Annotated in this window: 14 protein-coding genes; 8 read left to right on the top strand and 6 right to left on the bottom strand. The window is 32.5% G+C overall.

Annotated elements, in window-relative coordinates:
* Window positions 1–26 precede the first annotated feature (26 nt).
* The gene (locus LFT63_RS10970; RefSeq protein WP_017636391.1) at window positions 27–1,439 is read left to right on the top strand and encodes an MFS transporter; all 1,413 of its coding nucleotides are present in this window, start codon (window positions 27–29) and stop codon (window positions 1,437–1,439) included.
* A 298-nt stretch (window positions 1,440–1,737) separates the two neighbouring features.
* Here the strand turns inward: LFT63_RS10970 and vraX are convergent, their stop codons facing one another.
* The 3 genes from vraX to LFT63_RS10955 all read right to left on the bottom strand — a co-directional run bounded on the left by vraX (window position 1,738) and on the right by LFT63_RS10955 (window position 4,056).
* Entirely contained in the window at window positions 1,738–1,911 is a 174-nt protein-coding gene (vraX, locus tag LFT63_RS10965) for a C1q-binding complement inhibitor VraX (protein WP_017636390.1), read from the bottom strand.
* 224 nt (window positions 1,912–2,135) lie between these two features.
* Window positions 2,136–2,966 (bottom strand): bifunctional hydroxymethylpyrimidine kinase/phosphomethylpyrimidine kinase, encoded by an 831-nt coding sequence (gene thiD / locus LFT63_RS10960; RefSeq protein ID WP_108000405.1) that lies wholly within the window; start codon window positions 2,964–2,966, stop codon window positions 2,136–2,138.
* A gap of 109 nt (window positions 2,967–3,075) precedes the next feature.
* Entirely contained in the window at window positions 3,076–4,056 is a 981-nt protein-coding gene (locus tag LFT63_RS10955; RefSeq protein WP_340769172.1) for a choloylglycine hydrolase family protein, read from the bottom strand.
* A gap of 149 nt (window positions 4,057–4,205) precedes the next feature.
* On the opposite strand from LFT63_RS10955, the gene LFT63_RS10950 reads away from it, so the two are divergent.
* From LFT63_RS10950 to LFT63_RS10935, 4 genes are all read left to right on the top strand, one after another.
* A complete protein-coding gene (locus LFT63_RS10950) occupies window positions 4,206–4,874 on the top strand; it encodes a uracil-DNA glycosylase (protein WP_340769168.1) in 669 nt (222 codons plus the stop codon).
* A complete protein-coding gene (locus LFT63_RS10945) occupies window positions 4,867–5,262 on the top strand; it encodes a DUF5327 family protein (RefSeq protein ID WP_340769166.1) in 396 nt (131 codons plus the stop codon). Before LFT63_RS10950 ends, LFT63_RS10945 begins: the two co-directional genes overlap by 8 nt.
* A gap of 24 nt (window positions 5,263–5,286) precedes the next feature.
* Entirely contained in the window at window positions 5,287–5,655 is a 369-nt protein-coding gene (locus tag LFT63_RS10940) for a DUF423 domain-containing protein (RefSeq protein ID WP_096807881.1), read from the top strand.
* Window positions 5,656–5,762: 107 nt separating this feature from the next.
* On the top strand, window positions 5,763–7,244 hold the full coding sequence (locus LFT63_RS10935; RefSeq protein ID WP_017636384.1) for an APC family permease: 1,482 nt from the start codon (window positions 5,763–5,765) through the stop codon (window positions 7,242–7,244).
* A 64-nt stretch (window positions 7,245–7,308) separates the two neighbouring features.
* On the opposite strand, the gene LFT63_RS10930 is transcribed toward LFT63_RS10935, so the two are convergent.
* From LFT63_RS10930 to hemQ, 3 genes are all read right to left on the bottom strand, one after another.
* Window positions 7,309–7,761: a threonine/serine exporter family protein gene (locus LFT63_RS10930; RefSeq protein ID WP_017636383.1), complete on the bottom strand. Its 453-nt coding sequence runs from the start codon at window positions 7,759–7,761 to the stop codon at window positions 7,309–7,311.
* Between the two features lie 12 nt (window positions 7,762–7,773).
* Window positions 7,774–8,538, bottom strand: a complete 765-nt coding sequence (locus tag LFT63_RS10925; protein ID WP_017636382.1) for a threonine/serine exporter family protein — start codon at window positions 8,536–8,538, stop codon at window positions 7,774–7,776.
* 501 nt (window positions 8,539–9,039) lie between these two features.
* Entirely contained in the window at window positions 9,040–9,789 is a 750-nt protein-coding gene (hemQ, locus tag LFT63_RS10920; RefSeq protein ID WP_340769162.1) for a hydrogen peroxide-dependent heme synthase, read from the bottom strand.
* Window positions 9,790–9,960: 171 nt separating this feature from the next.
* Between hemQ and pta the strand changes: the two genes are divergently transcribed.
* The 3 genes from pta to mvk all read left to right on the top strand — a co-directional run bounded on the left by pta (window position 9,961) and on the right by mvk (window position 13,211).
* Window positions 9,961–10,950, top strand: a complete 990-nt coding sequence (gene pta / locus LFT63_RS10915) for a phosphate acetyltransferase (protein WP_340769160.1) — start codon at window positions 9,961–9,963, stop codon at window positions 10,948–10,950.
* Window positions 10,950–11,792 carry a lipoate--protein ligase family protein gene (locus LFT63_RS10910; protein WP_026083429.1) on the top strand — a complete coding sequence of 281 codons (843 nt, stop codon included), beginning with the start codon at window positions 10,950–10,952 and terminating at the stop codon, window positions 11,790–11,792. Before pta ends, LFT63_RS10910 begins: the two co-directional genes overlap by 1 nt.
* 498 nt (window positions 11,793–12,290) lie before the next feature.
* A complete protein-coding gene (gene mvk / locus LFT63_RS10905; protein WP_340769158.1) occupies window positions 12,291–13,211 on the top strand; it encodes a mevalonate kinase in 921 nt (306 codons plus the stop codon).
* Window positions 13,212–13,215 lie beyond the last annotated feature (4 nt).

The following is a 13,215-nucleotide window of genomic DNA, read 5'->3' as shown; positions in this document are numbered from 1 at the left end:
TAACATACAAAGGAGTGTTAAATTACATGGATTTCGAAAAAGAAAATATTAACATGGTCGACGCTCAAAAAGCGAAAAAAACCGTTGTCGCAACCGGTATTGGTAATGCCATGGAATGGTTTGACTTTGGTGTTTATGCTTATACGACAGCTTACATAGGAGCGAACTTTTTCTCTCCAGTCGACAATCCTCAAATTCAGCAAATATTTACATTTGCTGCATTAGCGATTGCATTCTTACTTAGACCTATAGGTGGTATCGTATTTGGTATTGTGGGAGACAAATACGGTCGTAAAGTTGTATTAACTACAACAATTATATTAATGGCACTGTCTACATTAACAATTGGTTTACTACCAAATTATGACACGATTGGTATATGGGCACCTATTCTCTTGTTATTAGCGCGTATTTTACAAGGTTTCTCTACTGGTGGGGAATATGCAGGTGCAATGACATATGTTGCAGAGTCTTCACCAGATAAAAAGCGTAATAGCTTAGGTAGTGGATTAGAAATTGGTACATTATCTGGTTATATTGCAGCTTCAATTATGATTGCATTATTAAGTTTCTTCTTAACTCATGATCAAATGCAAGCATGGGGTTGGAGAATTCCATTTATTTTAGGTTTATTCTTAGGTTTATTTGGATTATACTTACGTAGAAAATTGGAAGAATCACCTGTATTTGAAAATGATGTTGCAGAAACTCCGAAAAGAGATACGATTAATTTCTTTGGTATCATTCGTTATTACTACAAAGATATCATCGTTTGTTTCGTAGCAGTAGTATTCTTTAACGTTACGAACTATATGGTGACAGCATACTTACCTACATATTTAGGTCAAGTTGCAAAAGTAGATCAAACGACAACTAGTGTCATCATTACTTGTATCATGGCAATTATGATTCCATTAGCTTTAGGATTCGGTAAATTGGCAGATAAAATAGGTGAAAAGAAAGTATTCTTAATCGGTACTGGTGGATTAACGTTATTAAGTATTGTTGCATTTTCATTATTAGCAACAAAATCATTACCGTTCATTATCATTGGTGTCTTAATTCTAGGATTCTTCTTATCAACTTATGAAGCAACAATGCCAGGATCACTTCCAACGATATTCTATACACATATTAGATATCGTACATTATCAGTAACATTTAACGTATCTGTATCATTATTTGGTGGTACAACACCATTAATTGCTTCATGGTTAGTTGAAGCTACAGGTAATGTATTAGCACCAGCTTATTACTTAACAGCAATTAGTGTTATTGGATTCTTAGTTATTACATTATTACATGCAGCTACAGCAGGTAAGTCACTTAAAGGTTCTTACCCTAACGTAGATAATGAAAAAGATAAAGCTTATTATGAAGCTCACCCTGAAAAAGCATTATGGTGGGTAAAAGAACGACAAGAAAAAGAAGACTTTTAATTAATATGTGAGTCTTGTGGTAATTGTTAAATACAATTGTCATAAGACTCTTTTTTTAATAGAAAAGTGCTAATGTTAAGAAGGTTCAAAGTTTCTCTCTGAACCACCAAAGGGGACAACTTTGGTTAACATTAGCACTTTTTATCGTTATTAAGATGAGTATTTTAGGGATGATGGCATTTAAAGTGTCTGTAGTTAGGGGACAAGAAACTTTAAAACCATTGTTTGAACGTTTGAAACATGGATCTTTTACCTTTTAAACTTTAAATCTGTAGATTCTTGATGCTGAAAATAACAATCATGCGTGACTGAAATGCATTCTGTCGACGTCATTTTCAAGTAGAGAGAGTAATCGATAGATATCATTTTTATTAAAGGTTTCATCAAACTTAACAGTGATTGATTTGAATTTTTTAGTAATGATTTCGTATTTAGGAATACCGTCTTGGATATCTTGTTTATGAATAATCATGTTGTTATACCTCCTTTATCTCTCTACACTTTATATCATACACGTTCATCAACCATTAGACATGAGGCTTTGGTATCAACTTTAACTCAGTCTATCATTGGATAATCAACTACGACTATATATGTAGGTAGAAGTTAGGTGATTAATAGAATGAAAAAGGCTTACACTATACAAAACATGCGATAGTGTAAGCCTAGTCTATTTAATAAAATCTATGATTATATTTAAACTTCAGATACTTGAACGTCAATTTGTTCTATACGACGGTTAGCACCATGGTCAACAGGGCCAACAAAGTCGTTCATTTTCCAACCATTTTTAATAGCTGAAGCAACGAATGCTTTTGCTGCAATGACTGCTTCTTTAGGTGATTTACCATTTGCAAGATAAGCTGTTGTCGCAGCCGCAAATGTGCATCCAGCACCATGATTGTAGCTTTGTTGGAACATATCTGTAGTTAATTGATAGAATGTTTTACCATCAAAGTACAAGTCATATGATTTATCTTGATCTAAAGCTTTACCGCCTTTAATAATAACGTGTTGAGCACCTTTGTCATAAATGATTTGAGCTGCTTTTTTCATTTCATCAATAGAAGTTAGTTTACCTAATCCTGATAATTGACCAGCTTCGAATAAATTAGGGGTAACTACTGTTGCTTTAGGTAATAAATATTGAATCATTGCATCAGTATTTCCCGGGTTAAGTACTTCATCTTCACCTTTACAAACCATAACAGGATCGACAACGAAATAGTTAGCGCCAGATTGTTCATAAACTTCACCAGCACGTTTAATGATTTCTTCTGTACCTAGCATACCAGTTTTAATAGCATCTGGACCAATAGAAATAGCAGTTTCAAGTTGTTTTTCAAATACATCCATAGGTAATGGTGTTACATCATGAGACCATGTTTCTTTATCCATAGTTACGATAGAAGTTAAAGCTACCATACCGTATACGTCTAATTCTTGAAAAGTTTTTAAATCAGCTTGCATACCAGCACCTGCACTAGTATCTGAACCAGCAATTGTTAATACTTTTTTTAATGCCATTTGAATTCACTCCCAATGTTTTCTAATACTGTTACCATCATATCACGATTCACATAGTAGCAAAATAAAATAGTGTCATATTATAAAGTTTATTTGTCATGTTATCTAATTATTTAAGATGAGTTATTTTTAACTGATGATCAATATCGATAAATGTCATATCATTTTTTGATAGTAAGTCTTCATTTAATTGAATTTTAAATATTTGGTTTGTGAAATAAGGTTTTAAAAAATAAGTACTATTTTTACTATCCATTACTAATTGATATTGCGTGTAGTGTGTTTCCCCAGCATCAATGACGGCGCCTTGAGGAATGCTTACAGAATCTAATATTTTAAAACAATTAATCAAATTTTGTTCTTCATCGTTTGATTGTGGTAGTTGATGTCTTAAATAACTTGCCCTTACGAAACGTTCAGGAGAAGTATATCCACCTGGTAATCCATTTGTACCTGCTTCAGCACCCATAGATTTTACTAATAATTTGCCTACTAAATGATTAGTAGACTTTTCAGGCGATAAAAAAGCATAATTTCTTAAATTTTGTATGTGCCATTCTAAATTGGGTGAATTAGTAAGCACATTTATATGATTGTCTTTAACAATAAGCAAACCATTATGTGGTTCTACTGACACAGTATGACCTTCACGGTCAGTTATAATGAAGTGAAGCGGTGGTACAATGTTCAACGTTTCATTCTTCTCATGCATAATATTGACCTTTTTGACTTTTTGCTTTAAGTCTTGAATATTTTTAGTGAAGCCAAGCACCCATATGATAAATTCTTCAGGAGCTAAATTAAAATAACCATAACGTTTATGTTTGCTATAAGATGCTTCGCCAGTAAAATAATGATTTGAAATAGCGATGCCGCATTCATTAACACCATCTCCAAAACGATATCGACCTACCTTTAAATTAGTGCCGACAAAACCGTAAGTGAGTTTCATAGATGGTTCTAAATCAAATTGATAATCAAAATTTCTAGGTACTACAGTTGGTATGCCGTTAAATTCAAAAGCAAAGTCCATAGTTCTAGCTAAATAATGATGTTGCTGTTTTGTGTAAAATGAAAATCCTGTACACATATACGTCTCTCCAAACTTTTAATTCATCTTATTATGAACTATATATAATTCAAGATAATTTGTAAACTTATTTTAAATAAAAGTTTACATTAAACCTAATTATAATTTGAAGGTAGAGATATGTTAAAATATCTTTGAGGTGAAAAAGGATGGAATGGTCTGAAGTTTTTCATAATATTACGTCTAAACATGATTTCAAGGCAATGCATGACTTTCTTGAAAAAGAATATACAACACAAATTGTTTATCCAGAAAGAGAAAATATTTATCAAGCCTTTGATTTAACACCGTTTGAAGACATTAAAGTTGTCATATTAGGGCAAGATCCTTATCATGGCCCTAATCAAGCGCACGGTTTAGCTTTTTCAGTTCAACCTAATGCTAAGTTTCCACCTTCATTAAGAAATATGTACCAAGAATTAGAAGAAGACATAGGTTGTAGACGTCAGTCACCACATTTACAGGATTGGGCAAGAGAAGGCGTATTACTTCTTAATACAGTATTAACTGTAAGACAAGGTGAGGCCCACTCACATAAAGATATCGGCTGGGAAATATTTACAGATGAAGTGATTCGTACCATTTCAGAAGAAAGAGAAGATGTTGTGTTTATTTTATGGGGAAAACCCGCCCAACAAAAAATAAAATTAATCGATACATCTAAGCATCATATAATAAAGTCACCACATCCAAGTCCATTATCGGCGTATAGAGGGTTCTTCGGCTCTAAACCTTATTCCAAAGCAAATTCATTTTTAGAATCAAAAGGTAAAACGCCTATTCATTGGTGTGAAAGAGAGGATAATAGTCATGGATAAAGACAAAGTGATTCAATTAATAGAACGAGAACTCGTTCAAGCTGACGAATCAACTTCACAACAAGATTTTGAGAAACATATGTATGCGATACATACCATTACAGCACTTTATACATCTTCGGCTACAGACAAAGTGAGTATGGGAAAATCTAAAGGTAATGATTTTACGCATACAGAGGTAAGTACAGCGAATAAACCAATGAGTGATAATTATAGTAAATCTGGCTATGATAATGTGACAGTTGAAGAAATTAGAGCAATGGGTGGAAAAGTTTCTAATACGGAAAGTGCAAAATCTCAACCAACCAATACGAATTCAATCTCTAATTCTAATTTAATGACGACTGATGATGAAATAGGCAACGGTGAGTCTATATTTGATTTTTAAACATAAAGGAGAACATAAATTATGATGAAATTATTTATTATATTAGGAGCCTTAAATACAATGATGGCTGTTGGAACTGGTGCATTCGGTGCACATGGTTTAGAAGGTAAGCTATCAGAAAAGTACATGTCTGTTTGGGAAAAAGCGACAATGTATCAAATGTACCATGGACTAGCATTATTAATTATTGGTGTGATTGGCGGAACAACATCAATCAACATTAATTGGGCTGGATGGTTAATATTCTTTGGTATTGTATTCTTTAGTGGTTCATTATATGTATTAGCTTTAACACAAGTTCGCATATTAGGTGCTATTACACCAATTGGTGGCGTATTATTTATTGTCGGCTGGTTAATGTTAATTATTGCAACGTTTAAGTTTTCAGGTTAATAAAACCGTTAGTTCAGCTTTTGAAATAAAATTAATAATAATTCGATATTTAAGTTACATGACTCACCTTTTCGGGTATACACATACATCGAGGTGAGTTTTTAATTATGGAAAATAACGAAAATAAAAAGGTAGATAGAGGCGACCTCAAAAAGAACTTATCAGAAAAGTTTGTTTGGGCGATTGCATATGGTTCATGTATTGGTTGGGGCGCATTTATACTACCAGGGGATTGGATTGGGCAAGCAGGTCCTGTAGCTGCGTCCATTGGTATTGTCATTGGCGCTATACTTATGATTTTAATCGCAGTAAGTTATGGTGCTTTAGTAGAAAAATTCCCCGTTTCTGGTGGGGCATTTGCATTTAGTTTCTTAAGTTTTGGTAGATATGTAAGTTTCTTCTCTTCATGGTTCTTAACCTTTGGTTATGTCTGTGTTGTAGCATTGAATGCCACCGCTTTTAGTTTATTGATTAAATTTTTATTACCAAGTGTACTCAATAACGGAAAAATGTATTCAGTTGCAGGTTGGGATGTCTACATAACTGAAATTATTATTGCAACAGTATTATTACTTGTCTTTATGTTTATAGCTATTAGAGGCGCAAGTGTATCTGGGTCATTACAATATTATTTCTGTGTAGCTATGGTTATTGTAGTATTATTAATGTTCTTTGGTTCATTCTTTGGTAATAACTTTGCCTTAGATAACTTAAAACCATTATCAAATCCACATGAAGGTTGGTTCATGTCTATTATCACTATAGTAGCAATTGCGCCATGGGCTTATGTAGGATTCGATAATATACCACAAACAGCCGAAGAATTTAACTTTGCACCAAACAAAACATTTAAATTAATTGTGTATAGTTTACTTGCAGCATCTATGACATATGTTGTAATGATTTTATATACAGGATGGTTAAGTACAGATCAAAAAAGTTTAAATGGCCAGTTATGGTTAACAGGTGCAGAAACACAAACAGCATTTGGTTATATTGGTTTAGCTGTATTAGCTATTGCTATTATGATGGGTATCTTTACTGGATTAAATGGATTCTTGATGAGTGCCAGCAGACTACTATTCTCTATGGGACGTTCAGGAATTATGCCAAGAGTATTTAGCCGCATTCATAGTAAATACAAGACACCTTATGTAGCAATTATTTTCTTAGTTGCGGTATCTTTAATAGCACCATGGTTAGGACGTACTGCGTTAACATGGATTGTTGATATGTCTTCAACAGGTGTTTCTGTAGCATACTTTGTGACTTGTTTATCTGCTACTAAGTTATTCAGTTACAATAAACAAAGTAATACGTATGCACCAATTTATAAAACATTCGGTATTATTGGTTCAGTCGTATCATTCATTTTCTTATGTTTATTATTAATTCCTGGTACACCAGCATCACTTTCATTACCATCTTATATTGCATTAGGTGTATGGTTAGTATTAGGATTGATTTTCTTTGTCATTCGCTATCCTAAATTGAAAAAAATTGATAACGATGAATTAAGTAGATTAATTTTAAATAGAAGTGAAGATGAAGTAGAAAACATGGTTGATGAACCAGTCAAAAATAAATAATAATTAAAAAGTCATGATGAGAAAAGAGATAACCTCTTAAATACTCATCATGACTTTTTTATATTTATAGTTTTTTTCTAGTTATAGCGAACCCAGAAATAATGATTTTTGAAATTTGATCTGCAAACAGTAAACCTAAAGCAATAGCGCCTGCAATTAATGTCACTTCAAGCATGGTGTTGATTGCTTTATTAAAGTGTAATAAAACTAAGCTTTTAGTAGCATCGTAAGCAAGACCGCCAGGAACTAAAGGTATAATTCCAGTTACCATAAAAATAATAGCGGGTTCTTTTTTATATCTAGCCATATAGTGACTTAATAGACCTAATGCAAGACTACCGAAGAAGCTGGAATATATTGTATGAGCTTCTAATCCATTATAGAACAGTGTGTAAACCATCCAACCACAAGCCCCAACAAATCCACAAGATAGATATAATTTTCTAGGAGCATCGAATATGACACAAAAGAACAGAGATGCTAAAAAACTAAATATAAAATTTAATATCCAAAACATATAACAACTCTCCTAGATTAATATTAATATTGAACTTACACCTGCACCTATACCAAATGAAGTGACAAGTGCTTCTAAAGATTTCGTTGTAAACATAAGCATATGGCCACCAAATAAATCTTGAATCGCATTTGTTATCAATACACCAGGAACAATAGGCATGACTGAAGCGATAATAATGGTCGCAAGATTACCTTGAGGTACTAAAGTATGACCAGTTACAGCAATCAAAGCTATAACAACAGAGCCTATAAATTCAGGTATGAACTGAGCATGTAACTTTCTATCTAGTATTTCAACAACCAGATAACCTAAACTACCTGCAAGTAGAGCAGTAATAATATCTACTAGGGAACCACCTTGTAAATATAAAAAACTAACTGCAATGATTGCTGCGGCAAATCCTTTAAAAGGAAGGCTGCTATCTCTTTTAGCGACATAAATTTTTTCTAATTTTTCTTTAGCTTCTTCAAGACCCATCGTCCCTTTAGTAATTAAACGAGAAATTTCATTTGCTTGTGAAATCTTAATTAAATTAGTGTCTCTTGTTTTTATTCTAAACATACGTGGGGTTGCTTCATTATGTAAATGAAATTGAATAACGGTATTTGTAACGAAGCTATTACTTTCTTGATAACCTAATTTTTTAGCGATGCGATTCATTGTATCTTCTACCCGTGTACCTTCAGCACCAGATTCAAGTAAAACACGTGCGGCTAACATAACCACATCTTTGATGAGACGTTCATGCTCGTTTTCATTTACTACTTTTGTCATTTAATCACCAGTTTTTAAAATTTTTAAATTTAGATATATTAATTATAGAGTATGAAAAGAGAAAAAACCATTATATAGCGATAAAGAAAGGCTGTAAAACATTTCAGTTTTAATAACTATATAGAAAAAAGAAGTGAATGACAAAATTGATAAGCAATTTAATTCATGATTTTTCGATAAAATTTAGAAAAATAAAAGGAAAATGTATAAATTGATACTTATATAAACTTATTGCATTTTATATATAACTCAACACTAAAATAATGTTTCAAATATTTCAAAAAGGTTAAATTAATATTAGTTAACTATTACAAAATATATTGGGTAGCGACAATATATTTAATTTAGTTAACTTATACGTAGTAGTGATTAAAGTTCTCCCAAGGATACTACACGTCAGAAGTACACTTTGCTTGCAAAGTGTACTTTTTTAATTGGTTTATAGATATGAAAAGAGAATCCCTATTCATATAAAAATAGGAATTCTCTGATAATCAACTGTTAAATTTTGAAAAATTGATTGAAGTTTTCAGGTTTTAAAATATGACCTATATAGAAACTTCCGAAGTCTCCATAACGTGCAGTAGTTTCATCAAAACGCATTTCATAAACAATTTTTTTGAATTGTAAGACGTCATCTGAGAATAAAGTAACACCCCATTCAAAGTCATCAAAGCCGACAGAACCAGTGATAAATTGTTTGATTTTACCAGCATATTTACGTCCAATCATTCCGTGGTTATACATTAATGATTTTCTTTCTTCCATTGGTAACATATACCAGTTATATGTTTCATTTCTACGTTTATCCATAGGATAGAAACAAATATAATCAGAATGTGGTAGTTCAGGATATAATCTAGCTTTTACATGAGGGTTTTCATATGGATCCTCATCAGATTTACCTGCTAAGTAATTACTTAATTCAATGACTGACACATAAGAGTATGTCGGAATAAAGAAATCAGCTATACGTAATTTGTTAAGTTCATTTTCAATTAAATTAAGGTCTTTCATTTCAGGACGTAAGAACCATAATAATAAATCGGCTTTTTGTCCTGTAATATTATAAATAGCTTGGTCTCCTGTATGAGAGCTTCTAGCTTCAGATTTATCGTTCACGAAACTTTCGAATTCAGCAATCATTGATTCGCGTTCTTCTTGAGGGACTAATCTAAAAGTAGCCCAATCAACTGCATAAAATAAATGTAAACTATACCAACCATCTAATGTTTCGGCTGCTTCACTCATGTTTATCGCTCCTTTAATTCTATAATATCAATTCACATTAAATTTTATCATAAATAAATAGTCAGCTCCTAAGTAAATGATTACAAAAAAGTGAAATGGAATTCTATTTTAAAATAACGTATAATTAGTTTTGTAAACGTTATTATGAAAAAGAAATTCAAGGAGGACATTATGGCTAATCTATTAAATGTATTAGAAAACAAATTATCAGGAAAAAATGTAAATATTGTGTTACCTGAAGGGGAAGACGAACGTGTGTTAACTGCGGCTACACAATTACAAACTACAGATTATGTAACACCAATCGTTTTAGGTAATAAAGAAAAAATTCAATCCTTAGCAGAAGACAAAGGTTTGGATATTGCTAATATAGAAGTCATCGATCCTTCAACAAGTGAATTGAAATCAGAATTAGTAGACGCATTTGTTGAACGCCGTAAAGGCAAAGCAACACAAGAACAAGCTGAAGAATTATTAGAAAACGTTAATTACTTTGGAACAATGCTTGTAAACACTGGTAAAGCAGCAGGCTTAGTAAGTGGAGCAGCGCATTCAACTGGTGATACTGTTCGTCCAGCATTACAAGTTATCAAGACTAAACCTGGCGTATCTAAAACATCTGGTATCTTCTTTATGATGAAAGGCGAAGAACAATATATCTTTGGCGATTGTGCAATTAACCCTGAATTAGATGCACAAGGTCTTGCTGAAATTGCTGTTGAAAGTGCTAAATCTGCACAAAGTTTTGGTATGGAACCTAAAGTGGCTATGTTAAGCTTTTCAACTAAAGGATCTGCTAAATCAGATGACGTGACTAAAGTTCAAGATGCATTGAAATTAGCACAAGATAAAGTAGCAGAAGAACAATTAGACAATGTTGTTATTGATGGCGAATTCCAATTTGATGCAGCAATCGTACCAAGTGTAGCTGAGAAAAAAGCGCCAGGTGCTAAAATTCAAGGAGATGCAAATGTTTTCATTTTCCCTAGTTTAGAAGCAGGTAATATTGGTTACAAAATAGCTCAAAGATTAGGTGGATATGATGCAGTTGGTCCAGTTTTACAAGGCTTGAATTCTCCTGTAAATGACTTATCTCGTGGATGTTCAATTGAAGATGTCTATAACTTATCAATTATTACTGCTGCACAATCATTACAATAATGGACTTAGCAAATAAATATTTTAATGACATAGAATGGCGATACATTGACCATTCCAGTGGTTTGGAACCTATGCAATCATTTGCTTTTGATGACACGTTTAGCGAAAGTGTAGGTAAAGATTTATCACCTAACGTAGTGAGAACTTGGATTCATCAACATACTGTTATTCTTGGTATTCATGACTCTCGATTACCATTCTTAAAGGATGGTATTGCCTATCTAACAGATGAAATGGGCTATAACGCGATTGTACGTAATTCGGGAGGTCTTGGGGTTGTCTTAGATCAAGGAATATTAAATATTTCATTAATGTTCAAAGGGCAGTCAGAAACGACAATTGATGAAGCATTTACTGTTATGTATTTGCTTGTTGCCAAAATGTTCGAAGACGAAGATGTAGAGATAGATACTCTTGAAATTACACATTCTTATTGCCCGGGAAAATTCGATTTAAGTATTAATGGTAAGAAGTTTGCAGGCATTTCACAAAGACGTGTAAGAGGCGGTATTGCAGTTCAAGTCTATCTATGTGTTGAAGGTTCGGGTTCAGAACGTGCATTAATGATGAAACATTTTTATGACCGTGCTTTAAAAGGTGAAACAACTAAGTTTATTTATCCTGATATTGAACCACAATGCATGGCATCCCTTGAAACGCTTTTAAATAAAAAGATTACTGTACAAGATACCATGTTTTTATTACTATATGCCATCAAAGATTTAGGTGGACGCTTAAATATGGACCCAATCACTGACGATGAGTGGCAACGCTATGAAGGTTATTTTGATAAAATGATAGACCGTAATGCAAAAATGATAACTAAAATGAACGAAAAGTAGTATAAATTAGATAATAATGACAATTTAAAATAATTAGCCGTCTTATTTAATATGACTTAGTACCACAATATAATCGATATTGAGGTTTAATGTCTTTAAAATAAGACGGTTTTTTATAGTTTTTGCAGTGATAACGTAGTTTAATAAACTATAAAAATGATGTATTGAGTACATTAAATTTCTTATATTATATATAAATCTGTGTATTCCAAGAATTATTTGTAGTATTATAGTTTAGGTGGAAAAATTTATATAAAAATAGCAGACTTAAGTTTATAAAATGTAAAAATGTTTACAAAACCTTAGTTAAAGGTAAATATATTCAAGATTTTGTATATAGGTATAAAATATATAGTTTGTTATTTAAAATCGTAATAATATCATTACAAATGATACTCGTTAAAATATTAGTCTGTAAAAAACTATATATACAAACATAAACACGTAAAGACAATGAAGAATCAGATTAGTGAAGGTATAATAAAAGGTGATAATAACATGACAAAAAAAGGATACGGGGAGTCTACCGGTAAAATTATTTTGATAGGCGAGCACGCAGTAACTTTTGGCCAACCTGCTATAGCTATTCCATTTAACGCCGGTAAAATTAAAGTGTTAATAGAAAGCCTTGAAAAGGGAAATTATTCAGCCATCGAAAGTGATGTTTATGATGGTCTTCTTTATGATGCGCCAGAGCATTTAAAATCAATCGTGACACGTTTTATCGACAAAACGGGTGTAGAAGAGCCATTATTAATTAAAATTCAAACTAATTTACCACCTTCAAGAGGGTTAGGATCAAGTGCAGCAATAGCTGTTGCTTTTACTAGAGCAAGTTATGATTTTCTAGGAGAAACTTTAAGTGATAAAGAACTAATTGAAGAGGCTAACTGGGCAGAAAAAATTGCTCACGGTAAACCAAGTGGTATTGATACACAAACGATAGTTTCTAATAAACCAGTATGGTTTCAAAATGGTCATGCTGAAACTTTAAAAACACTTCAATTAAACGGCTATATGGTTGTTATTGACACTGGCGTAAAAGGTTCAACAAAACAAGCAGTTGAAGATGTTCACAATTTATGTGAATCACAAGAATACATGAAACATATTGAAAATATTGGGGACTTAGTATACCAAGCAAGTCAGGCAATCGAATATCATAATTTCAAACAATTAGCCAATATTTTTAATGAATGTCAGCAAGATTTAAGAAATTTAACAGTAAGTCATGATAAAATAGAAGGGTTGTTAGAAATAGGAAAATCCCATGGTGCAATTGCAGGTAAATTGACTGGTGGTGGACGTGGCGGAAGCATGTTGTTACTAGCTGAAGATTTACATACTGCAGAAAAAATTGTAGCGGCAGTTGAAAAAGCAGGAGCTGCACATACATGGATTGAGTATTTAGGAGGTTAACCCA

This window comes from Staphylococcus sp. FSL H8-0121 (assembly GCF_038008425.1).
GTDB lineage: Bacteria > Bacillota > Bacilli > Staphylococcales > Staphylococcaceae > Staphylococcus > Staphylococcus pasteuri.
This window is presented reverse-complemented; position numbering and strand designations above follow the sequence as displayed.